Source organism: Clostridium sp. AF50-3, from assembly GCF_003477445.1.
Classification (GTDB): Bacteria; Bacillota; Clostridia; order Lachnospirales; family Lachnospiraceae; genus Otoolea; species Otoolea fessa.
On sequence record NZ_QUDH01000003.1, the window covers coordinates 168,890 to 193,467 of the forward strand.

19 protein-coding genes and 3 pseudogenes are annotated in these 24,578 nt (G+C 49.2%); 2 read left to right on the forward strand and 20 right to left on the reverse strand.

Going from position 1 to position 24,578, the window contains the following annotated elements:
• Window positions 1–237: 237 nt before the first annotated feature.
• Together DW085_RS05115 and DW085_RS05120 are read right to left on the reverse strand one after the other, a co-directional pair.
• Complete coding sequence (locus DW085_RS05115; protein WP_117796222.1) at window positions 238–708, reverse strand: LURP-one-related family protein; 471 nt, start codon at window positions 706–708, stop codon at window positions 238–240.
• Window positions 705–1,304, reverse strand: coding sequence for a methyltransferase domain-containing protein (locus DW085_RS05120; protein ID WP_118472213.1), 600 nt, complete (start codon window positions 1,302–1,304; stop codon window positions 705–707). Before DW085_RS05120 ends, DW085_RS05115 begins: the two co-directional genes overlap by 4 nt.
• Before the next feature lie 327 nt (window positions 1,305–1,631).
• Between DW085_RS05120 and DW085_RS05125 the strand changes: the two genes are divergently transcribed.
• On the forward strand, window positions 1,632–2,384 hold the full coding sequence (locus DW085_RS05125; RefSeq protein ID WP_118472214.1) for a YwaF family protein: 753 nt from the start codon (window positions 1,632–1,634) through the stop codon (window positions 2,382–2,384).
• 297 nt (window positions 2,385–2,681) lie between these two features.
• On the opposite strand, the gene carB is transcribed toward DW085_RS05125, so the two are convergent.
• Window positions 2,682–5,894 (reverse strand): carbamoyl-phosphate synthase large subunit, encoded by a 3,213-nt coding sequence (gene carB, locus DW085_RS05130; RefSeq protein WP_118472215.1) that lies wholly within the window; start codon window positions 5,892–5,894, stop codon window positions 2,682–2,684.
• Window positions 5,895–6,304: 410 nt separating this feature from the next.
• Between carB and DW085_RS05135 the strand changes: the two genes are divergently transcribed.
• The gene (locus DW085_RS05135; protein WP_118472216.1) at window positions 6,305–6,730 is read left to right on the forward strand and encodes a DUF3842 family protein; all 426 of its coding nucleotides are present in this window, start codon (window positions 6,305–6,307) and stop codon (window positions 6,728–6,730) included.
• A 21-nt stretch (window positions 6,731–6,751) separates the two neighbouring features.
• On the opposite strand, the gene DW085_RS05140 is transcribed toward DW085_RS05135, so the two are convergent.
• From DW085_RS05140 to DW085_RS05220, 17 genes and pseudogenes are all read right to left on the reverse strand, one after another.
• Entirely contained in the window at window positions 6,752–7,678 is a 927-nt protein-coding gene (locus DW085_RS05140; protein WP_118472217.1) for a bifunctional riboflavin kinase/FAD synthetase, read from the reverse strand.
• Window position 7,679: 1 nt separating this feature from the next.
• Window positions 7,680–8,657: a tRNA pseudouridine(55) synthase TruB gene (gene truB, locus DW085_RS05145; protein ID WP_022360142.1), complete on the reverse strand. Its 978-nt coding sequence runs from the start codon at window positions 8,655–8,657 to the stop codon at window positions 7,680–7,682.
• Between the two features lie 82 nt (window positions 8,658–8,739).
• A complete protein-coding gene (locus tag DW085_RS05150; RefSeq protein ID WP_118472218.1) occupies window positions 8,740–9,711 on the reverse strand; it encodes a bifunctional oligoribonuclease/PAP phosphatase NrnA in 972 nt (323 codons plus the stop codon).
• A complete protein-coding gene (gene rbfA, locus DW085_RS05155) occupies window positions 9,704–10,096 on the reverse strand; it encodes a 30S ribosome-binding factor RbfA (RefSeq protein ID WP_022360140.1) in 393 nt (130 codons plus the stop codon). The genes DW085_RS05150 and rbfA overlap by 8 nt, the downstream gene beginning before the upstream one ends.
• A gap of 16 nt (window positions 10,097–10,112) precedes the next feature.
• The gene (gene infB / locus DW085_RS05160) at window positions 10,113–12,620 is read right to left on the reverse strand and encodes a translation initiation factor IF-2 (protein ID WP_118491659.1); all 2,508 of its coding nucleotides are present in this window, start codon (window positions 12,618–12,620) and stop codon (window positions 10,113–10,115) included.
• A gap of 73 nt (window positions 12,621–12,693) precedes the next feature.
• On the reverse strand, window positions 12,694–13,002 hold the full coding sequence (locus DW085_RS05165; RefSeq protein WP_107000578.1) for a ribosomal L7Ae/L30e/S12e/Gadd45 family protein: 309 nt from the start codon (window positions 13,000–13,002) through the stop codon (window positions 12,694–12,696).
• Window positions 12,989–13,215 (reverse strand): annotated as a pseudogene (locus DW085_RS05170) (YlxR family protein). Before DW085_RS05170 ends, DW085_RS05165 begins: the two are co-directional and overlap by 14 nt.
• 153 nt (window positions 13,216–13,368) lie before the next feature.
• Window positions 13,369–14,559 carry a transcription termination factor NusA gene (gene nusA / locus DW085_RS05175; RefSeq protein WP_107000580.1) on the reverse strand — a complete coding sequence of 397 codons (1,191 nt, stop codon included), beginning with the start codon at window positions 14,557–14,559 and terminating at the stop codon, window positions 13,369–13,371.
• A 23-nt stretch (window positions 14,560–14,582) separates the two neighbouring features.
• Complete coding sequence (gene rimP, locus DW085_RS05180) at window positions 14,583–15,050, reverse strand: ribosome maturation factor RimP (RefSeq protein ID WP_118468290.1); 468 nt, start codon at window positions 15,048–15,050, stop codon at window positions 14,583–14,585.
• 135 nt (window positions 15,051–15,185) lie between these two features.
• Window positions 15,186–15,842: a fructose-6-phosphate aldolase gene (gene fsa / locus DW085_RS05185; protein WP_022358583.1), complete on the reverse strand. Its 657-nt coding sequence runs from the start codon at window positions 15,840–15,842 to the stop codon at window positions 15,186–15,188.
• Between the two features lie 147 nt (window positions 15,843–15,989).
• Window positions 15,990–16,687 (reverse strand): annotated as a pseudogene (locus tag DW085_RS05190) (L-ribulose-5-phosphate 4-epimerase).
• A 3-nt stretch (window positions 16,688–16,690) separates the two neighbouring features.
• A pseudogene (locus DW085_RS05195) lies at window positions 16,691–18,297 on the reverse strand (FGGY-family carbohydrate kinase).
• A gap of 161 nt (window positions 18,298–18,458) precedes the next feature.
• Window positions 18,459–19,898 (reverse strand): L-arabinose isomerase, encoded by a 1,440-nt coding sequence (gene araA / locus DW085_RS05200; RefSeq protein ID WP_022358939.1) that lies wholly within the window; start codon window positions 19,896–19,898, stop codon window positions 18,459–18,461.
• Window positions 19,899–19,921: 23 nt separating this feature from the next.
• Window positions 19,922–21,034 (reverse strand): GntR family transcriptional regulator, encoded by a 1,113-nt coding sequence (locus DW085_RS05205; protein ID WP_107000585.1) that lies wholly within the window; start codon window positions 21,032–21,034, stop codon window positions 19,922–19,924.
• 32 nt (window positions 21,035–21,066) lie between these two features.
• Window positions 21,067–22,038, reverse strand: a complete 972-nt coding sequence (locus DW085_RS05210) for an ABC transporter permease (protein ID WP_118491661.1) — start codon at window positions 22,036–22,038, stop codon at window positions 21,067–21,069.
• A gap of 10 nt (window positions 22,039–22,048) precedes the next feature.
• The gene (locus DW085_RS05215; RefSeq protein WP_118472222.1) at window positions 22,049–23,548 is read right to left on the reverse strand and encodes a sugar ABC transporter ATP-binding protein; all 1,500 of its coding nucleotides are present in this window, start codon (window positions 23,546–23,548) and stop codon (window positions 22,049–22,051) included.
• An 18-nt stretch (window positions 23,549–23,566) separates the two neighbouring features.
• A complete protein-coding gene (locus DW085_RS05220) occupies window positions 23,567–24,538 on the reverse strand; it encodes an ABC transporter permease (RefSeq protein WP_107000588.1) in 972 nt (323 codons plus the stop codon).
• Between the last annotated feature and the right edge of the window lie 40 nt (window positions 24,539–24,578).

A 24,578-nucleotide genomic window follows, 5' to 3' on the forward strand; every position in this document is an offset into this window, starting at 1 on the left:
GCTTTTCTATGGTCTTTCCGATGAATAGCTTGGCTGGCTTTTCATTGAAATTTCTTATGCTTTTTTTCGTTGACATTTAATACTGTTCAATGTATCATATAATCAAGAAATGGGTTTGTTACCGTACAGCTATTGCTTAAGCGGGGTGCTCGTTTCTTTTTTGTGTTCACCATATCGTCCTGTCATTATTCAAGAATGCCTCGGTGCTCTTGTAGCAAAAAGCAGACGCACCCTTTCTTACGTCCTCGAACATTTTTCCGCATCGATCGCCAGCACAAACATTAATGCATCCAGTGCATATTCCGGCTCATTTACCTGAATCACATACGTGTCCGTCATATGGAACAGCTCTTTGCTGACACTGGCAACCGAATATCCCCTTTGATCGAGGATATTATAATCCCATTCCATAATCGAACCGTCGATATGCCAGCCATTGTAATCAATATTGTAATGCGGCATCAGGAAAGAGAATTCTTTACTCAAGCATCCGATATAGGTGCCTTTTTTATATATCTCAAATTTTGGCAGAAATGTCAGTACACGCTGAACAACCATTCCAATTTCATTGCCGTCTGCATCATATATCACCAACTTATGGCCCCAGGACAACTGGCCTTTTACCACATATACTGTATTGCCAAACTCATCATAAATATCATAACTGTCAAACCACGAAAATAACCGCTGTTTAAATAAAAGCTTCATAAAATCACCTCAAATATCATAATCCGTTCTCTTTTGTCCTCGCCCGGAAACAAATCCGATGTGTCAATCTCATCATAAAACATTAGCTGTTCCTCCGTCATCAGACAACTGATATATTCCTCCGATGGATAATAAAAAAACAGCAGTATCTCTCTCGGATTTTCGTAATAGGACTCATATATCCTGGCAAGAACAGAGTGCAATATCTCTACCGAAAATGGATTGAAAAAATAACACCGGTCCACTTCTGAAGGAAGCTCATAGTTCTCCGCACTGCTTAAGATAAAGGAAGTACGGTTTCCGGACACTGCCGTCTCCTTATTTTCTGCTGCCCCCTGATAAATACGTTCATCGTATTCGATTCCGATTGTTTTACTCCTTGTCTGATAGGACAAGTAAAAACAGACTCTTCCCTTGCCGGTTCCATAGTCCAATAAGGTATTATTCTTCCGAATTAATCCGCTGTTCGCCAACCGTTCCAGAACCACGTATGCCGTCGGTTCGTATGGGTATCGGTATTGATCCGCATGCGAATCATCTCTGCCGCTTGTTCGGATTTTCAGAAATCTATCCCATTGGGTCTCATTTTGGTTCATGGTATATCTCCCGTATCATTTACTCGATTCTTATATCTACAGAATATAGGAAATTGGCGGCGCTTGTCAACTTGCAGCTTTGGAAAGAAAAAAATTGCAAATATGTAAATCTCCCATCGTCTTATTATGGGCAGATCTTGTTGTTAATTCTTGGCAAATCTAATATTTCGTACTATAACTATTCTGTACCGTTTTCTCTGTACTGGGCATCTGCTTCCGTAAAGAGAATGTGCCTTGTCACATTCTCTCGCCGGGCGCGGTCGCTTGCAGCATGATTCACAAGATACGGAACCATTCCTTAGGTTTTATTACGAAAGAAGGCTTTTTATGATTTCCCGTCTACTTACCTTAACTGCCTGGTCCATGACACCGCCCGCAGTCTGGTCTCCCTTTCATTTAGTATTTATGCTGATCGGCATCCCGCTCGCCGCCTTTGCCGCATGGAAATTGCGGACGCGCCCCGAAGCGTTCCGTCTGCATCTGCTCTTTGCCTGCGGTGTTTTTCTGGCATTTTCCGAGGTCTACAAACAGCTTTTTCTCTATTACATAGAAAACAACCAGCACTACGACTGGTGGTATTTTCCATTCCAGCTCTGCAGCCTGCCGATGTACCTCTGCCTGCTGCTGCCCTTTGTTCCGCATAAATATCAACGTATTTTTTGCACTTTTATGTATAATTACAACCTGCTCGGTGCCGTCATGGTGTTCGTCGATCCGTCCGGTCTGATGCACCCGTACTGGACGCTGACCCTGCATGGATTTATCTGGCATATCCTTCTGATCTTCATCGGGCTACTCATCGCCTTTTCCCGCATGGTGCTGCCAACCGCCAAAGGATTCTGGCAGTCTACAGCTGTATTTGCGGTCGGATGCGTCATCGCAACCATCATCAATGTTACCTCACATCCGTATGGAAACGCGGATATGTTTTATATCACGCCGTACTACGCGACCACGCAGATTGTGTACTCCCAGATCGCTGCTAAATTTGGAATTTTTGCCGGAAACACGGTGTATGTGCTTTCAATCATTTTGGGCGCATGGCTGCTGCATCTCGTATTTCAAGTCGAACGTCCGTGAGACTTGGCGCGTGATTCTGGTCAGCAAAGCTGGCATATTCGTTGCTGCTCACTCATTCCGTGCACATCAACGGGATTTTACCGATGCTTCGCATTTCAAATCGGCAAAATCTGCTATCGATACGATATCATACGGAATTTTCAGTTCAGAAAATTCCTATCTGCAATTAAAAGAGCGCCAGCCCCGCATTCACAGCCGGGCAGACGCTCTTTTCTATAATAGCTCAATTAATTCACTGTCACGGTAAAATCCACTGAAACGACTCTGTAACAATGGATTTTACCCTTTTATTTTTATTTACTGAATCTCGCTATGGAACTCCTGCAGGGACTTAACCTCCAGATGTCCGTTCTTCTTGATACTTCTCAGCGCCTGTACAGTAGCCTTTGCTGCTGCCATGTTGGTGAAGTACGGAATCTTCGCCTTTACAGCTGCCTTACGGATGTAGCTGTCATCGCCTCTGCCCTTCTTATCGTTCGGGGTATTGATAATGATTGCCACTTCTCCGTTGGTAATCTTATCTAAAATGTTCGGACGGCCTTCGTTGATCTTGCATACCTTCTCAGCCGGAAGTCCTGCTGCTACCATCACATCACAGGTTCTGCCTGTACCCATCAGGGTAAAGCCACACTCGTAGAAGCCTCTTGCAACCTCGATAAGCTCTATCTTATCCTTGTCATTGACACTCAGGAGGACAGTTCCGGAGGAAGGAAGACGTGTCTGGGTTGCTTCCTGTGCCTTGTAGATAGCCTCACCAACGCTGGTGGACATACCAAGAACCTCACCGGTGGAACGCATCTCCGGTCCAAGTACCGGGTCAACCTCCGGGAACATCTTGAACGGGAATACCGGCATCTTAACACCGTAGTGCGGAATCTTCTTCTCTTTCAGTGCCGGAACCGGTGACGGACGACCTGTTAAGTAGGAAGTCATGATATCCGTTGCCAGTTTTACCATCTTGATGTTGCATACTTTGGATACCAGCGGCACGGTACGGGATGCTCTCGGGTTTGCCTCCAGCACGTATACTTCGCCGTCCTCGATTGCATACTGCATGTTCATCAGACCTACTACGTGCATCTCTTTTGCGATACGGCTTGTGTAATCGCGGATTGTCTCTACCTGATCCTTGGTCAGATTTCTGGACGGAAGGATACAAGCGGAGTCTCCGGAGTGGATACCTGCCAGCTCGATATGCTCCATAACTGCCGGAACAAATACGTTCTCGCCGTCGCTGATCGCATCTGCTTCACACTCGGTTGCATGATGCAGGAAACGGTCAATCAGGATCGGACGGTCCGGAGTTACGCCGACAGCTGCTCTCATATAGAAGGTCATCGCTTCATCGTCATGAACAACCTCCATGCCGCGGCCGCCAAGTACATAGGACGGACGAACCATAACCGGGTAACCGATCTTATTAGCAATCTCCAATGCATCTTCTACAGTAACTGCCATGCCTGACTCCGGCATCGGAATCTGCAGTTTATCCATCATCGCACGGAACAGGTCACGATCCTCTGCCATGTCGATGGTTTCCGGAGTTGTACCCAGAATGTTGACACCATATTTCTTCAGGTCTGCTGCCAGGTTCAGCGGTGTCTGGCCACCAAACTGTGCGATAACTCCCAGCGGTTTCTCCTTGTGATAGATGCTTAATACATCTTCCAGAGTCAGCGGCTCGAAATACAGTTTATCGGAGGTATCATAGTCTGTAGATACAGTCTCTGGGTTGCAGTTAACGATAATTGTCTCAAATCCAAGCTCTTTCAGGGCGATAGCTGCATGTACGCAGCAGTAGTCAAACTCAATACCCTGACCGATACGGTTCGGACCGCCGCCCAGAATCATGATCTTCTTGTTGTCGCTGCACGGACTCTGATCCTTGATGTGATAGCTGGAGAAGTAGTATGCAGAATCCGGTGTGGCACTTACGTGTACGCCCTCCCAGCCTTCTACGATACCTTCTTTGGTTCTTGCATCGCGGATCTCTTCCTCTGTAACGCCTAACAGCTCGCTTAAATATTTATCTGCAAAACCGTCCAGCTTCGCCTGGCGGAGAACCTCAACCGGCGGAACCTCGCCCTTATACTGCATCAGGCTTTCTTCCTCTTCTACCAGTTCTTTCATCTGCTGGATGAAGTAATGTTTAATCTTGGTTAATTCGAACAGCTCGTCTACGGTAGCGCCCTTACGAAGTGCCTCGTACATAATGAACTGACGTTCGCTGCTCGGAACATGCAGCATCGCAAGCAGTTCTTTTTTTGTCTTCTTATCGAAGTCTTTCGCATGACCAAGACCGTAGCGGCCTCTCTCCAGGCTTCGGATCGCCTTCTGGAATGCCTCTTTGTAGGTCTTTCCGATACTCATAACCTCGCCGACTGCCTTCATCTGGGTTCCCAGCTTGTCCTCTGCGCCTTTGAACTTCTCAAATGCCCAGCGTGCAAACTTGATAACAATATAGTCGCCGGACGGAACATACTGATCCAGAGTGCCGCTCTTGCCGCATGGAATCTCATCCAGAGTCATACCGGTTGCCAGCATCGCTGATACCAGTGCAATCGGGAAACCAGTTGCCTTGGATGCCAGTGCGGACGAACGGGAGGTTCTCGGGTTGATCTCGATAACAATATCACGGTCTGTCTTCGGATCGTGTGCCCACTGTACGTTGGTACCGCCGATTACCTGGATTGCTTCTACGATCTTGTAGGATTTCTCCTGCAGACGTTTCTGTACTTCTTCCGAAATGGTTAACATCGGAGCAGAACAGAAGGAATCTCCGGTGTGTACGCCCAGCGGATCAATATTTTCAATAAAGCAGACAGTGATCATGTTGTTCTTCGCATCGCGGACAACTTCCAGCTCAAGCTCTTCCCATCCAAGGATAGACTCCTCTACCAGAACCTGACCAACCATGCTGGCCTGCAGGCCTCTTGCACACACGGTCTTCAGTTCTTCTACGTTATATACAAGACCGCCGCCTTCGCCGCCCATGGTGTAAGCCGGACGAAGAACAACCGGATAACCCAGTTTATCTGCGATTGCCAGTGCATCCTCAACGCTGTAGGCAACCTCACTTCTAGCCATCTCGATACCCAGGCTTTCCATTGTATGCTTAAACTCGATACGGTCCTCACCACGCTCGATAGCATCAACCTGAACGCCGATTACTTTAACATCATATTTATCCAGAACACCTGCTGCTGCCAATTCGGAGCAGAGGTTCAGTCCGGACTGTCCACCCAGGTTCGGGAGCAGCGCATCCGGGCGCTCTTTTTCAATGATCTGAGTCAGACGGTCTACGTTCAGCGGCTCAATATAAGTCACATCTGCTGTCTCCGGATCCGTCATAATCGTAGCCGGATTGGAATTGACCAGCACAATCTCATAGCCGAGTTTTCTCAGTGCCTTGCACGCCTGTGTTCCCGAATAATCGAACTCACACGCCTGTCCGATAATGATTGGACCGGAACCGATAATCAATACTTTGTGAATGTCATTTCTCCTCATGTTTTCTCCCTCTCATTGTCTGCTGTTTTTTGGCTTTAAAAAAGCGGCCTCCCGGATCAACTAAAAATCAAGCACCTCCGCGGTGCCTTCACGCGCGTCTGTCTGATCTTCCGTCACCCTGACAGCCTCCGCCAATCGCAGCTCTGCCAGACCCCAGTTAGCCATTATCAGCATTATAATAGAAAGCGCTTTATTTGTAAACAAAAAATTTTACAAAAATCGATCTTTTTTGCTTTTCTTTTTTCAAAATGTATGATATTATAGTAAAGATATACTGGGGTGTTTATTTTGTCCAAAAGGCAGATTTAGACCCTCTTATTTTCGTTCCTGCGCGAGAATGTGCCAAGGCACATTCTTTTTTATTATCTTGTCCTACGAAAATCCTACGAAAAGGAAAGGGGTTATCCATTATGAAAAAAGTTGTCATCATCGACGGTCAGGGCGGACGCATGGGGCGCGCCCTCGTAGAAGAAATCCAGAAACTCTGTCCCGGACAGCCGCTTCTCGCGCTCGGTGCCAACACTACTGCCACTGCCGCGATGATGAAAGCCGGAGCTGCCATGGGCGCCACCGGAGAAAACCCCGTTCTCGTCGCCTGCCGAGATGCCGACCTAATCATCGGACCAATCGGCATCGTCATTGCAGACTCCCTCTTAGGAGAAATCACCCCCGCCATGGCAGCCGCCATCGGACAAAGCCGCGCCCAGAAAATCCTGATTCCTGTCAATGGAAGCTCCTATTGCCGCCATATTTTAGTAGGAACACAGAATTTACCAATGAATGAATATATCCATTTGGCGGCAGAGGAAGCAGCTGCCTACCTGAATCATATTTAAAAAATGCACGAAGCTGAACTCTCATCGTTCCGCTCCGTGCATTTTTCTCCCGGTTTCTTTATCCTTCAAAACCTGCATCTTCAACTCATCCACCCCGGAAAATTTCATCTCCGGCCGCATAAAATCTAAAAAATGAACCTCTATCTTTTTCCCATACAGGTTTTCATCCAGATCATAGATATATGTCTCCGCACCCGCCGGTCGTTCCCCGGCAATCGTCGGTTTTTTTCCAATATTTGTGATACTTCCATAAGAAACACCATCAATCACCGTCCGGGAGAGATATACCCCGAACGCTGGAAGATGTTTCTGGATTCCCGGCAGGATATTCGCCGTCGGAAACCCTAGGGTGGAACCTAAATGCTCCCCGTGTACCACCTGTCCGCTGATCCGGTACTCATATCCCAACAGTTCATTCGCCTTGCGGATATTTCCCTTCGCCAGCTCTTCCCGGATATAGGTGCTGCTGATCTCGCGATCGCCGTCCATCGCCTTTTCAACGATCGACACCTCATATCCATATTTCGGTGCCAGTTTCCGAAGCAGTTCAGCATCGCCCTTCCGCTGGTAGCCAAAATGGCAGTCCGGACCGGACACGATCGCCTTTGCGCCCATCTTGCCGACCAGAATCTCGGCAACAAACTGTTCCGGGTCCATATGTGCGACTTCCTGGTTGAACGGATATTCCACCAGATACTCCACCCCCGCCTCGCGCAGGTTCTCCTCGCGCTCCTCGTTGGTCGTGATCATCGTCTGCAGCTTTCCCCGGATCAAGGTTCCCGGTGCCGTCTCAAAGGTAAACACCGCTGGTTTATATCCTTTTTCCCGATACCGCATCACTTCCCGCAGCAGCTTCTGATGCCCTCTGTGAAGACCGTCAAACTTACCGATCGTGACCGCAGTCGGCTCTTTTATCTGAAATTCTCTGGTTCCGGCAAAATACTGCATCTTACTCTCCTCCCAGAAAGATCTTACGTGGTTTCCATTGTTTCTTCTCCGGCTGATAGGCATAGAGACCGATAAACTGGTTTGCGCTGTCATAGACGCGGATGATTCCAGAATCCGGAAGTACCATCTCTGAGTTTCCATCCGCAGAAACCTGGTGTTCAGCCAAACTGCTTCCGATCTGCACTAAGCAGCCGTCTCTCGGTCCCAGCCCCTTCGGGAATGGATTTCCATTCTGCAGAAGCTTATCCAGAACTTCGCTCTCCGATACATACGCCGGGCAGTCCTCAAACATTCCATCCACCGGCACGATCCTATCCTCGATCTGACCGGCTTTCGCCAGCGCTTCCACCTCGGACAGGCGCAGGCTGTCCCCGATCGCAAATCGATCGACGCGGGTGCGGATCAGTTTTTCCATACAGCCGCCGCATCCCAGCTTTTCACCGATGTCATGGCACAGGGTACGGATGTAGGTTCCCTTGGAACAGGTCACGGTCATCGTCACACGCGGCAGTTCCACCGCATCTATCTGAAGATCATAGATTTCCACCGGACGCGCTGCCCGCTCTACCTCTTTTCCGGCTCTCGCCAACTCGTAGAGCTTCTTTCCGTTGACCTTGAGCGCCGAATACATCGGCGGTACCTGCATATATGGACCAACAAAGCTCTCCGCCGCCCCGCGGACTGCCGGTTCTGTCAGCTGTTCCGTCGGTTTCTCCGAAAGAATCGTTCCTGTCATATCCTGCGTATCGGTTTCGGTTCCCAGCAAAAGAACTGCCTGATACGTCTTCCTCTTATCCGTCAAAAGGTCGCACAGCTTCGTTCCCTTCCCCAGACATACAGGGAGTACGCCCTCCGCTGCCGGATCGAGCGTACCCGTATGACCGATCTTTTTCTGTCTCAAAATGCCCCGGAGCTTCGCCACCACATCGTGGGACGTAAACCCCGGTTCTTTATAAATGTTTATCACACCGTGAAACATAAAATCTCCTAAAAAATCAGAACTATTACCGTCCATGCGCTGTGCACCTGAAAGCAGGCAGCGCAATCAGCAACAGAACCTCCTATTCCTCCCTACGGGCATCCATCTGTTTCTCAATATGTCCCGTCAGGTTGTTGATCACATCCCTCGGATGTCCCTGCATCGTGCAGCCCGCCGCGTGGATGTGTCCGCCGCCGCCGAAATACGCCGCCACCTTGCTCACATCGACATAGTCGTTGGAACGAAGGCTGACCTTGTACTCGTTGAACGCCTTTTCATAGATGAAAATGGCACATTCCACTCCTTCGGTAATCCGGAGCTGATCGATAATGCCATCCAGATCGTTCGTATCGACACCGTAAAACTCCATTTCTTTCTGGGAAACCACACTGAAAATACATCTTCCATCCAGAATCCGTGTACTGCTAAGCAGCGCTTTTCCGAGAATCTGGTTCTGTGCGTAGGTCTTGCGGTAAAAGCTGTCGTCGATGATCTTCGCCGCGTTCACGCCTTTTTCCATCAGCGCGCCCGCGATTTCCATCGTTTTCCGGGTCGTTGAATTGTACTTAAATACACCTGTGTCATGCACAATTCCGGTATAGAGACACTCTGCCGCCTCCCTGCTGATCTTTGCCTCATCAAGAAGCGTGTATAACACTTCGCTGCAGGAGCTTGCGTCCGGAATGATGTAATTTTGTTCTGCAAATCCTGTATTGGTTCTGTGATGATCGATACAGAGTGTCTTGGCGGCGCTGTCAAAATAGACCGCGTAGCCGCCCAGACGCTCTTTGTCGCTGGCATCCAGCGTAATGCACAGATCAAACTGTTTTTCCGGCACAATCTCGGTATGAATTTTCTCAAAATCATTCATATAAGAAAATTTAGCAGCCGGATGGTCGAGAAACAGTTCTGCCTCTATCTGCGGATAATTCTCCCGCAGATAGTTAAGCAGTCCCAGAGTCGTTCCGATACAGTCCCCGTCCGGATGGATGTGACCAAGCAGTACGATGTGCTCCGCCCCTTCCAGTGACGCCTCTAAGATATTTTTACTCATTTTCTTCCTCATCTCCCGATTCTGAGTCTCTGAGGTTTTCAGTTACTTCATCGATCAGGCGGGTCATGTGTACACCGTACTCAATCGACTGATCGAGAATAAATGTAATTTCCGGCGTATTCCGTAAATTAATGCGTTTTGCAAGCTGGGTGCGGACAAATCCGACAGCACTTTTCAGTCCCTGGATCGTATCCTTCGCCGCTTCCTCGTTGCCTAACACGCTGATATACGCCTTGCAGTACTTGAGATCCGGAGTTACCTCCACGGAGACAACCGTTGTCATCGGATGAATCCGCGGATCTTTCAGCTCACGGCTGATGATGGAACTCAGCTCTCTCTGTACTTCACTGTTAATTCTTGTATTTTTAATGCTATTTTTACGCATGAATCCCTCTGCCTTTCTAGCGCGGAACCTCTACCATCGCATATGCTTCGATCATATCGTCTTCCTGCAGATCGTTGAACTTCTCAAATACAAGACCACACTCGTATCCGGAAGCAACTTCCTTCACGTCGTCCTTGAAACGCTTTAAGGATGCCAGCGGACCATCGAAGATCTGCTCGCCGTCACGGGTAATACGTGCCTTGCAGCCTCTCTGGAATTTACCATCCAGGACGTAGGAACCAGCGATAGTACCAACGCCGGAAGCCTTGAAGGTCTGACGTACAACGGCGTGACCGATTACCTGCTCCTCGTAGATCGGGTCAAGCATACCCTTCATCGCTGCCTCGACATCCTCGATTGCCTGATAGATGACGCGGTAGAGACGAACGTCTACTTTCTCACGCTCTGCGATGGACTTCGCGGTTGCGTCCGGGCGCACATTGAAACCAATAATGATCGCGTTGGATGCGGCTGCCAGACTGACGTCGGACTCGTTGATCGCACCAACACCGCCGTGGATGACCTTGACTACAACTTCCTCGTTGGACAGCTTCATCAGGCTCTGTTTTACTGCCTCGACAGAACCCTGTACATCTGCCTTGACGATCAGTGGAAGTTCCTTTACATTTCCTGCCTTGATCTGGGAGAACAGATCGTCCAGGGAAAGCTTCATCTTTGTATCTTCAATTAACTTATTCTTGCTCTCAGAGATAAAGGTTTCTGCAAAGCTTCTTGCCTCTTTCTCGTTCTCCGGCTGTACAAATACCTCGCCGGCGTTCGGCACGTCATTAAGACCCAGAATCTCGACCGGAGTGGACGGACCAGCCTCTTTGACGCGGCGTCCCTTATCGTCCATCATCGCACGGACACGGCCGTAGCAGGCACCTGCCGCGATCGGATCACCGACATGCAGGGTACCCTTCTGTACCAGGACGGTTGCAACCGGACCTTTACCCTTATCCAGCTCCGCCTCGATGACAAGACCTCTCGCATTACGGTTCGGGTTTGCCTTTAACTCTTTGACCTCTGCGGTCAGAAGGATCATCTCAAGCAGTTCCTTGATACCTTCCTTGGTATGTGCAGATACCGGAACGAAGATGGTGCTGCCGCCCCAGTCCTCCGGAACCAGTTCGTACTCGATAAGCTCCTGTTTTACCTTCTCAATATTGGCACTCGGCTTATCGATCTTGTTGATCGCTACAATGATCTCAACCCCTGCTGCCTTCGCATGGTTGATCGCCTCGATGGTCTGCGGCATAACACCGTCATCTGCTGCAACAACGAGGATTGCAATATCAGTGGATTTTGCACCACGCATACGCATTGCGGTAAATGCCTCATGTCCCGGCGTATCGAGGAATGTGATCTTCTGTCCGTTGATCTCTACCATGTACGCACCGATGTGCTGGGTGATACCGCCTGCCTCTTTTGCAGTTACATTGGTCTGGCGGATTGCATCCAGAAGGGAGGTTTTACCATGATCGACATGACCCATAACGCATACAACCGGCGGACGGGTTACCATGTCCTTCTCATCCTCTTCTTCCTCTTTCAGAAGTTCCTCGATGACGTCAACCTTGACCTCTTTCTCACAGAGTACGTCAAACTCCATCGCGATCTCTTCTGCCTGCTCGTAATCTACTTCCTGATTGATGGTGACAACCTTGCCCTGTAAGAAGAGTTTCTTTACAATGACAGACGGCTGAAGTTTCATCTTGTCTGCCAGATCCTTGATGGTAATTACCTCCGGGATCGTGATTGTCTTGATCTCCTCAACCTTTGCCTCCTTCTTCTGCGGCGGCTGAACAGCGCTCTTTACGTTCTTTCCGCCTCTTCCCTTGGAGTGCATCTCTTCCTCATGGTCGATCTTGCTGTATTTATCGTTCTTGTAATTATTCTTATTCTGCTTGTTGTTCTGCGGTTTCTGTACAACCGGGCTGTCGAAGGATGGCTTCGGAATATTTAAACCGCCGCGTCCATCGCGTCCGCCTCTCTGACCATCACGACCGCCCTGATAGCCGCCGCTTCTCTGTCCGTCGCGGTTTCCCTGATAGCCGCTTCTCTGTCCGTCACGGTTCTCTGCCGGAGCTGCGCTCTTAGCCGGCTGTACGGTCTGCTCTGCGCCTGCTGCTGCCGGACGGCTTGCCGGTGCGCCGGTCTTGGCTGCGTTTCCTGCATTACCCTTGCCTGCTGGACGGCTTCCTCTCTGTACGCTGTTCTGCGGACGATAAACCGCTGCAATCCGCTTTTTCGGCGGCTCAGTTGTCTTCTCCGCCTCTTTCTTCTCTGCCTCTAACGGCTCTTTCTTTATATCTTCCACTCGATTTGTTTCCGCCTTTCCTGTATCTGTCTTTGACGCTGTCGTCTGTCTCTTTGCTCCTGCAAGGAAGCATCTGACTACTTCTGCCTGTTCCTCCGTCACCTTGGAAGAATGGCTTTTTACGTCAAAATGGTTTTTCTGCAGTATCTCTAAAACTTCTTTATTTGATTTGCCAATCTGTTTTGACAACTCATTAACTCTCATGTTTTGCTACCTCCGTTCCGGCACTGCCTTCCCGTTCTGCATAAGCTCCTAAAAGAGCCCGCCCAGAAAAGCGTTAATCATCTAACTTCTCTCTTAACGCCTTTGCAAAACCGGAATCCAAAACGGCCAGAGACGCTCTCATCTCTTTTCCCATCGCGTGTCCCAGCTCTTCCTTCATGCCGAACTGGTACACGGGAACCTTGTAGTATGCACATGAATTTTCAAACATCTTTTTTGTATTGTCCGACGCTTCTTCTGACACGATCACCAGATACGCTTTTCCACTCTTGATCGCTTTCTCGGTCATGAACTCGCCGCTTGCCGTCTTACCGGCGCGCGTCGCCAGTCCCAGAAGATTCAGCACCTTTTTACGATTCTCCAAACTGCTCCATCTCCTTTTCCAGCGTCTCATAGACTTCCTTCGGAATCGCCATCTTGAGCGACCGCTCCAATCCTTTGCTCTTTACCGCCTTTTTCCAGCAGTCCATCGAGGACAGAGGTAGGCGCCGCGTCCATTCCTACGGCCTGTCGCGTCAATCTCGATCGTATCGTCGGCTGTCTTTAAAACGCGGATCATTTCTTTTTTGCTCTTCATTTCTCCGCATCCGATGCACTGTCTGAGCGGCACTTTCTTTGCTCCCACTGTCTATCACTTCCATTTCTGTCAAATCCCGGTTCTGCTGCTTTCTTTCTGCCAAATCTGCTCGTTCCGCCCGAAATCAGCATCCCCGCACATTATCTGTCAGGATTATTCCTGCTCCGCTGCCGGCTCTTCTGTGCCCTCAGCCGCCTCATTTTCTGCTGCCTCGGCTGCGTCTTCCTCTGCCACGCTGATCAGCGGGTCATCGGTGTAGCCCTCGAAGCCTTCCTCATAACCGCTCTCAAGCTCATCTAAAAGACCGGACTCTCTTGCCTGTGTCTCGCTCTTGATATCGATCTTGAAGCCGGTCAGGCGGGCTGCCAGGCGTGCATTCTGACCCTCTTTACCGATTGCCAGGGAAAGCTGGTAATCCGGAACGATCACCTGTGCCTCGCGTGCTTCCTCATCTGCTGCAACCAGGATAACCTTTGCCGGGCTTAATGCGTTCTCAATCAGGAATGCAGGGTTGTCATCCCAGTTGATGATATCGATCTTCTCACCGCGCAGCTCATTGACAACCGCGCTGACACGCGCGCCGTTTAAGCCGACACATGCACCGACCGGATCGACGTTCGGGTCGTTGGAGCTGACTGCCATCTTCGTACGGGAACCTGCCTCACGTGCGATCGCCTTGATCTCTACGGTACCGTCTCGGACCTCGGCAACCTCAGACTCAAAAAGGCGTTTTACCAGATCTGGATGGCTTCTGGATACGGTGATACGCGGGTCGCGCTGTGTCTCTTTTACTTCGATGACATACAGTTTGATACGCTCGGTCGGTTTGAATACCTCGCCCTTTACCTGCTCACTCTCGTTCAGGATCGTGTCGATCTTGCCTAAGTTGATGCTGATGTTGCGTCCTACATAGCGCTGTACGATACCAGTTACGATATCTTTCTCTCTGCAGTGCCACTCCTCATACAGGGCGTTGCGCTCTGCCTCACGAAGTTTCTGTAAGATAACATTCTTCGCGTTCTGAACGGCGATACGTCCAAACTCCTTGGAATTGACAGAGAACTGAACGACATCGCCCAGCTCATACTTGCTGTTTAAGAGCTTTGCCTCTGCCAGGCTTACCTGGGTCATCGGATCCTCTACGGTCTCCACAACCTCACGCTCTGCCACGATGGAAAAATCTCCTGTTTCACGGTTGATGTTTACCTTGACATTATCTGCCCGGCCATAATTGTTTTTGTATGCTGTCAGCAGAGAATTTTCAATTGCTTCTAAAAGAACATCTTTGCTGATATTGTTTTCTTTTTCCAGCAGATTTATTGCCTCAATCAACTCTTTATTCATTTTATTTTATCTCCTCCTACCGTCTAAAAATCAAAGGCTAAACGAATCAAAGCAATCTCTGATTTTTCAAATGTACGCTCGCTGCCGTCCTCCATCGTGATTGTCACAGAATCTGCGTCATAGGACGTAAGCGTTCCTGTAAATTCCTTCTGTTTGTCGATCGCTTTATACAGGCGGATCTCCACATCTTTGCCGATGCTTCTTGCAAAATCTTTCTCTTTCTTCAGAGGACGTCCCAGTCCCGGAGAACTCACCTCCAATATATAGCTGTCCTCGATGAAATCTTCCTTATCCAGCCATTCACCAAGCAGACGGCTGATTACCTCGCAGTCATCAACGGTAATACCGCCCTCTTTGTCAATGTAGCACCGCAGATACCAGACACCGACCTCGCGGACATACTCCACATCAACCAACTCAAACTGATGCTGCTCCAGAACCGGCGTGATCCACGCCTCTACCCGTGCTTCGTACTGCTCTCCCTTTGCCATACCCCCACCACCTTTCTATGAAATTAGAAAGAGTGGACTTTTTTGTCCACTCTTTCCAGTCAGTCTATTATGTTATCGTGCCTAGTATAACATGCTTTTTTCGGAAGTTCAAGAGGTATTTCCTATTGTTTCTCTTTATTTACCGAATACAGCCTCATAATCTGCTTTGAATTTCTCGATACCAGCATCGGTCAGCGGGTGTTTTACCATCTGCATCAGAACCTTAAACGGAACAGTTGCGATGTCAGCGCCAGCCTTCGCGCACTCGATGATGTGCATCGGATGTCTGGTGGAAGCACAGATAATCTCGGTGGAAATCTCCGGATAATTGTCAAAGATCTCTACGATATCGTAAATCAGGTCTGTACCGTTGGTGGAGATGTCATCCAGACGGCCTAAGAACGGAGAAACGTATGTAGCGCCTGCTCTTGCAGCCAGAAGTGCCTGGTTGGCAGTAAAGATCAGGGTTACATTGGTCTTGATGCCCTCAGCGGACAGAGCTTTCACAGCCTTTAAGCCCTCGGTAGTCATCGGGATTTTAACAACCATGTTCGGATGAATCTTAGCGATCTCACGGCCCTCAGCGATCATATCCTCTGCCTTCACAGTCGTAGCCTTAACCTCACCGGAAATCGGTCCGTCTACAATGCTGGTGATCTCTTTGATAACCTCATTAAAATCACGGCCTTCTTTTGCAATCAGAGACGGGTTTGTGGTAACGCCACAGATAATACCCATATCATTCGCTTCACGGATCTCATCAACATTCGCGGTATCAATAAAAAATTTCATTTCCCATATCCTCCTAATTTTTATAAGATAGATAGCCAGTATCTCCTATATCTGCTATACATAAGTATACCATACTTGTCCCATCTATTTCCATACTTGAATCTATATTTTACAAATTGTTACTGTTCACGCATACGTGCCCAGTAACTACAAATCCCCCTGTCCGTAATACGCCCCCGGGCCATGCTTCCGCAGATAATGTTTATCCTGCAGGCACTGCGGCGCTTCCTTCACATCCGGATTGATCATCTCGCAGCGCGCCGCCATCTTGGCAACCTCCTCGAGTACAACCGCGTTGTGAACCGCCTCATGGGCATCCTTGCCCCAGGTAAACGGTCCATGGTTCTTGCAGAGCACACATGGCACAGCCATCGGGTCAAGCTTCCTCTCCTCGAACAAATCTGCGATCAGCACGCCTGTGTTCCACTCATAATTCTTTAATTCTTCCTCATTTAAGTTTCTCGCGCATGGAACGGAACCGTAGATATAATCTGCATGGGTCGTTCCGTAGCACGGAATGTCGCGTCCCGCCTGCGCCCAGGAAGTCGCCCACGGACTGTGCGTGTGAACCACGCCGCCGATCTTCGGAAAACGGTTATAAAGAATCAGGTGGGTTTTTGTATCAGAGGACGGATTCAGCGTTCCCTCAACGCGATTTCCTTCCAGATCCATGACAACCATATCATCTGGCGTCAGTTTGTCATAGTCCACGCCAGACGGTTTGATGACAAACAGCCCTTCTCACGGTCAATCCCGGAAACATTGCCCCAGGTAAAAGTAACCAGACCGTATTTCGGAAGCAGCATATTGGCTTCGTATACTTCTTTTTTTAATTCTTCCAGCATCGATTAAAACCTTCCTTCTACGGCGCCTCTCTCGGCAGCCAGACCATTGATATAGCTTGTCATAAACGCATTGAAGCCCTCGACATCCTTTGCATTCGGCTCCATCGTCTCCGCCTTTGCATCTGCAAACACCTGCTCATTTAAGTAATCGGACAAGCTCTGTCCCGGCTTCTTATCCTTGCGGTACGCCGCCAGAACCGCGATACCCCAGGCACCGCCCTCACCGGCTGTCTCCATAACGGATACCGGCACGTCAGCCGCTGCCGCCATGATACGCTGTCCAACACCCTTGGTCTTGAAGAATCCGCCATGACCCATCAGTTTATCCAGTGTCACGTGCTCTTCCTTGAACAGAATGTCCAGACCATATTTCAGGGTTGCCAGGGAACTGTATAAGTGGGTACGCATGAAGTTTGCCAGTCCCAGCTTGCTGTCGGGATGGCGCATAAACAGCGGGCGTCCCTCCTCGAAGTCGGTGATCGGCTCGCCGGAGAGGTAGCAGTAGGACATCAGTCCTCCGCAATCTTCATCGCCCTCAAGCGCCTTGCGGTACAGGGTTCCAAACAGGGTGTTGCGGTCTGTTTTCTGACCCATCAGCTCATAGAACTCTTCAAACAGACCTACCCAGGCATTCAGATCGGAGGTACAGTTGTTGCAGTGAACCATGCCGACCAGATGACCGTCCGGCGTAGTTACCATGTCAATCTCCTGGTGAACCGTCTCCAGAGTCTTTTCCAGAACAACCATTGCAAATACGGAAGTTCCGGCAGATACGTTACCGGTGCGGACTGCCACACTATTGGTTGCAGTCATACCGGTTCCTGCATCGCCCTCCGGCGGGCACAGCGGAATGCCAGCTTCCAGATTGCCGCTCTCATCCAGCAGCTTCGCGCCTTCCTCAGTCAGCTTCCCGCCTCATCGCCAGCGCTCAGAACCTCCGGCAGAAGGTCGCGCAGCTTCCACGGATATCCCTTCGGAACCATCATTTCTTCGAATTTATCCAGCATTTCAGCATCATACTGTCCGGTTGCCGGGTCGATCGGGAACATACCCGAAGCATCGCCGACGCCAAGTACCTGCTTACCGGTCAGTTTCCAATGTACATATCCGGCTAAGGTGGTCAGAAAATGCACGCGGGATACATGCTCCTCGCCGTTGATTACCGCCTGATACAGGTGTGCAATACTCCATCTCTGCGGGATATTGTAGTTAAACAGATCCGTCAGGCGTCTTGCTGCCTCGGCGGTCATCGTATTTCTCCAGGTACGGAACGGAACGAGCAGTTTTCCGTCCGCATCAAATGCCATATAGCCGTGCATCATGGCGCTGACGCCCATCGCACCAACCTTTTTAAGCGTTAAACCGTATTGTTTCTTCACATCGGCAGCCAGATCCGCGTAGCAGTCCTTTAAGCCTTTCCAGATATCTTCCAGGGAATAGGTCCAGATACCATTTTCCAGACGGTTTTCCCACTCATAGCTCCCCTGCGCGATCGGCGCGGTCGTGCCGTCCGTCAAGACTGCCTTGATTCGGGTCGAACCAAATTCAATTCCGAGCGCTGTATTTCCGCTCTCTATGTCTTTCTTGATCTCTTCCGCACTGCGGCCCATATCCATCCTCCTCATTGTAGCAAAAAGCGCACCGCCGCCGGAATTTTCATCCCCTTGGCTGCGGCACGCCCCGTCATTCATAACTATTCTATTTTCACAGTTGTGGCAAAAACTTATGCAGTTACGTCTTTTTCAAAAATTTTTATCTTTCAAACGCCCTATTATTTCATAAAGAATTTCTGTAAATCAGCCTCTGTCGTATCTTCGCCGATTGTAATTAACTCGGTACCGGTCAGACGCGCGAACATAGCGATGTCATCTCTTGTCAGAGCGGTAGATACAACGGAGTGATGAGCGCCGCCTGCGTAGCACCATGCAGCCGTACCGATCTGGAAGTTCGGTTTATGACGGTACATAATTCTCGCTACCGGAAGTTTTGGCATCGGTTTCGGCTGTTTTACAAGCTCAATATCTGCACAGATGATGCGGAAATGGTCGCCCATATCTACCATCGTTACCTGGATACCATCGCCGGTCACGCCGTCAAAGATCAGTCTTGCCGGATCCTCCTTGCCGCCGATACCCAGCGGAATTACATCAATCTCCGGTTTGGTTGCTGCAAATGCCGGCGGAACCTCCAGCATATGGGAAGCTAACTCTAACTCCTGTCCCGGAGTCAGATCGTAGGTATAATCCTCGATAAATCCGGTTGCTCCCTCTTTGCCCTCGGACATCTTCATCAGGACTGCAGACAGAGCGGAAATCTTGTAATCACCCTCCGGACCAAAGCCGATGCCTTTGCCCATCAGGTTCTGTGCTGCGATACCCGGAAGCTGCTTTAAGCCGTGCAGATCCTGGAATGTATCAGCAAATGCGCCGATTCCGTTCGCGGAGAGAAATTTTTCCAGACCCACTTCATATTTAGCCTGCTCGCGGACAGAATCAATGCGGTCGGTCTTCATTGTATACTTATCGGTATACTCTTTCATCTTCGCGTCGATCTCTTCCTCGGTTACCTGGTTGATGATGTCAACCAGATCGCCCAGTGCGTAATAGTTACACTCCCAGCCGTATTTGATCTGGCTCTCTACGCGGTCGCCGTCGGTAACCGCCACCTCGCGCATATTGTTGCCGAAGGAAGCCACCTTTAAGGACTTGGAGTAGGAGATAGCCTTTGCAACGGATGCAAACTGGCGGATCTTTGCTACCACATCATCATGTTTGTAATATCCAGCTACAACCTCATGCGGAATACCCATTCTGGCAACGATGAAGCCGTACTCACGGTCGCCATGTGCGGACTGGTTCAGGTTCATGAAATCCATGTCGATCTCATCATACGGAAGCTTCTCATTTGCCTGTGTATGTAAATGAAGCAGCGGTTTTCTTAATTCCTGCAGACCCTTGATCCACATTTTTGCAGGGGAGAAGGTGTGCATCCATGTGATAACGCCGACACAGTCATCATCATTGGAAGCTTTCCGCATATCCTGAATACAGATTTCAGAAGTCTCTACGGTTGGAAGAAGTTCGATCTCTGCCAGATCGCCCACTTTTTCGTTTAAGAATGCAACCATCTGACGGCTGTCTTCTGCAACCTGTTTCAGGCATTCCTCTCCGTATAAGTCCTGGGAACCCACAATAAAGTATAACTTTTTCATTTTAATCTGCCTCCTTGTCATTTTCAATGTATATCCCGAACCGAATTTCCGTTGTTAAACATCACCGGAAACCGGTACGAATACTTCTTTTCCTGCCAATCCGAATCCTCTATCATCCGCAGAAGATTGCGCGCTGTCAGCCGCCCAAGATTGTACTTGGGATGAATCACGGACAAGATCGTGAGATCCCCCTCCTGCACCGGTCCGGCATCATCAAACGATACCAGGGAAATATCTTCCGGCACGCGCAGTCCGCGGTCCTTTAAAAAATCCATATAGCTGCCCGCTACCTCGTCGTTGTAGAGGATCATCGCGGTACAGTCCTTCGTCCGGCGGTACATCCGCTGGAGTCCTTTTTTGCTTAATTTTTCTTCCATATCCCGGGTCGAATACCAGCGGATCCAGTCCTCCTGGAAATCGATCCCGAAATCCGACAGGCACTCGATAAAGCCGCGGTAACGCTCGATCCCCTGCCAGTCATCGTATTTGAAAATACCGCCGATCCGGGTATGTCCGTTCTGTATCAAAATCCGCGTCAACTCATAGCCCGCGCGCGCATCCGACATCTCCACGCTGTCAAACGTCTCATTCTGGTAATGATTGTGAATAAACAGCGTCGGAATATTTCTCCGCCGTATCTCCTTGTAAAGCCGCAGATTCGGATTCGGGAAACTGGAACGCGTCCCCTCGATGATGAGTCCGGACACATTGCGCCCCAGCATCCCCTTGAGATACAGGGCCTCATCATTTAAGCGGTTGCGCGTGACCGAAACGCTGATCTCATAACCTTCCTCCCGCAGGACGGACTCGATTCCCTCGTACACCTGCGGAAACAGGTAATCTGAAAAATAACTGAGAATCAGTCCGATGCGGGGACGTTCTTCCTTATCCTTCTCCGGCGCATAGGAAACGTATGTGCCGCTTCCCTTGACCCGGGCAATCAGCCCGTCCTGCTCCAGGCGGTCGAGCGCGTTGCGGACCGTCTGGCGGGAGTATCCAAATTTATTCTGGAGCATATGCTCGGATGGAAACTTGTCCATATTCCGGAGCACCCCGCTCATAATCAGCGTCCGACCCCAGTTGTAGAGCTTCTGATATTTAAGTCCACCCTGATTCCGGCTGCTGTTCTCCCTCATACTGTAACCTCCAGATGTCGCTTTTGTCTGTCCTATTTGATAACCTGCAGAGACTGACGGTCTGCGAATACAGCTACGAATATCAGGAATACAACACCCTGGATGAGCTGCATCATCTGTGTGGTAAAGCCCATCATCGTCAGACCACTGTTCAGGACGATGTACAGAAGAGAACCAACGATGATATTCTCAAAACGTACCTTCGCACCACCGGAAATCGGCATACCGCCCAGTACCAGTGCAATCAGGATCTGGGTCTCAAGCTGGTTACCACCGGAAGAAGTAACCGAACCAACCTTGATAACATTGATAAATGCGGCAAATCCTGTGATCGCACCTGCCAGTGTGTAGATAAGGAACTTCATGCGGTCGGTACGGATGCCGGAGAACATCGCTGCTTTCTCACCTGCTCCGATCGCCTTTAAATAAGTACCAAACTTGGTAAAGCGGAATAAAATAAATCCGATAATCAGGACCACCAACGTACAAGCCAGCTTTAATTCAGTGCTGTCGAAGTTGATTAACATCGCAGAGCCGGCTACCGGCGCGTTGGTCGTCAGATATTTGATAAATCCACGGAATAAGAACATCGTACAAATCGTAACGATGAAGGATTTAATCTTGCGGTATACATAGAAGTAACCGTTGATGGCACCGATCGCTGCACCAACCGCGATACCTGCCACAATCGCCAGTGGAATGCTGGTCTTGGAAACCATGCAGACAACAATCGATGCAATACCAAGGATGGAACCCTGGGAGAAATCCAGACCGCCCATCGTCATGATAAAGAATACGCCGGTTGCCGAAATCATAGTGACATACACCTGGGAAAGTACCAGAGGAAGGTTATTCATCATCCGGAAATTCGTCAGGGCATTGAACATAAGAAAGATAATAATCAGTCCCGCAATCGGCAGAAGCGAACGGATCATCGCCATTTTTGATAACTTTTTGAGCTGCTGCTCTTTATTTTCCGTACTTGTCTTAACTTGATTCTCCATTGCATCCTCCTTATACCATCATCGTGATCAGGCTGTTCTCATCCATCGCCTCATCACGTTCCAGCTCACCGCTGATCTTGCCGTCCTTCATGATAATGATGCGGTCGCACATACCAATCAGCTCCATCAGCTCCTCGGAAATCATGATAATCGATTTTCCATTCTTTCTCATCTGGTTCATTAACTGGTAAATGTCCTGTTTAACCTTAATATCAATACCACGGGTCGGACTGTCGAGAACGACAATATCGGAATCTTTTCCAATCCATCTTGCCAGAACGACCTTCTGCTTATTACCACCAGAAAGCTCCGAAACGAACTGGTTTACGTTTACCATCTTAACGGACATCTGTTTTGCAAACTGGTTGGAAAATTCTCTTAATTTCTTATCGCTCAACAGGTGAATCTTGTTTGCCAGCGAATCCAGGGACGGCAGGCAGATGTTGTCGCCAATGCTCTGGTTTAAAACGACCGACTCATTATCACGATCCTTCGATGTATACGCGATGCTGTGCTTGATCGCGCTCGGGATATCGTTAATCTGCGTTCCGTCTGCCAGCTCTACCGTACCGGTTCTGTCATAGGATGCGCCAAAGATTGCTTTGCCGATCTCATGCATACCGGACTCAGACAGACCGCCAAAGCCAAGGATCTCGCCCTTGTGAAGTTCAAAACTGACATCCTCGATGAGTCCCGGAACCGTCACGTTCTTAACAGAAAGAACGACTTCATCTGATACTTTCTCACCGTAATCTGCACGGTAATAATCACCTGTTACCTCACGGCCTACCATCAGACGTTTCAGATCGTCCTCGGTCACATCCTTGCTCTTGACGGTATCAATGTAAACGCCGTCGCGCAGGATCGTGATGGTATCTGACTTCTCCAGAATCTCCGGAAGGTCATGGGAGATAAAGATGACTGTGTTGCCGCTCTCACGGATGCGGTTCATGTGTTTGTAAAGTTCTTCACGGCCTTCCTGGGAAAGTGCCGTGGTCGTCTCATCAATGACAACAATCTTCGGATTGAAGTAGGTCGCCTTTACGATCTCGACCAGCTTCCGGTCCTCGAAATTGTAGTTGTCGATAATGTCTGCCGCCTTGATACGCTCGAAGCCGTACTGTTTCAGAAGCTCCGTCGCCTTTTTATTCATGGCATTTGTATTTTTAATTCCCATATGTACGAACTGATCTTCGTGTCCCAGGAATATATTTTCCGCTACTGTAAGTCCTGACAAGGTTCCTAACTCCTGTACGATGATAGAAACACCCTCGTTGTTGGCTTCTACCTGATTCTTCGGATGAATCTCTTTCCCATCCAGAATGAAGGTACCGCTTCCGATACTGTAGATGCCGGTCAGCATGTTGGTCAGCGTCGATTTACCGGAACCATTCTCTCCGATCAGCGCGTGAACCTCGCCTTTATTGACATTAAAAGACACATTCTGAACTGCCTTCGTGATACCGAAGGACTTGCAAAGATTTTTTACCTGTAATCTTACCTCGCTCATTGCATTTCCTCCCTCGATTTACTTGACAATCTCGCCTTTTTCCGCTTTTGTGGTCAGCGTGATTATGATTAACAGTGCCAGACCTGTGATAACGTCCTGAATTGCTGTCGGTGCGCCCATCGCGATGAAACCAAAGAAAATAATGTTGATAACGAACTCTCCGATGACAATCGCCTGCAGCGGCATACCATATTTCTTAAATGCCAGACCGAAGAAGCATCCCATCGTCGGAACGAAGTTACGGCTCATCGACGCCATACCGGTTACCGCTACCATAGAGGAACCATAGCTGATCGTCAAAATAGCCATAACACCTAAAAATGCGCCGCTCAAAATAAATGCAAGCACTTTGTACTTATTGACATTGATACCCATGTTTTTCGCTACGAACTCGTTGCTGCCGATCGCATATGTATAAGTCCCAATCTTTGTATAATTTAAGAAAATGTAAGCTGCCACACATGCCAGAAGTGCCAGAATAATGTTCCAGGGCATCTGTCCGAATGCACGGAGGTTGGACGGAAGCGTCTGCTCCACGCCGCCTGCGATGTAGTTGGCAACCGACTCATAGATAAGAGCCAGACCCGTCGTTACAATCATGGACGGGATACGGAGTTTTACATAAAAAACACCGTTTAAAAGTCCGACAATCGTACCAGTCAGCACGCTGCCGATGATAAGACCGGCATATCCCATGCCGAAACGAGAGGCAAATACACAGCCTACAATCGCTGAAAGCATGATGTTCGCGCCGATGGAAAAATCGAACATACCCATAACCATAACAAAGTAAAAACCAACAGCACCAACCGTCGCGATCAGGCTGGCCTGAAAATAACTCAGCATATTGGCCGGAGAACCAAAATTGCCCGGCGTCAGAGCTTTAAAAATCGCCCAGGAAAGCACTACCAAACCCACCAGGATGATATAACCCTTGGCAGTTCCCGAAAGTTTTTTCTTTCCGGTTGTTTCAACAACAGAAGAACCCATATTTTATACCTCATTCATAACTGCTCAGTTTCTTTTTTCT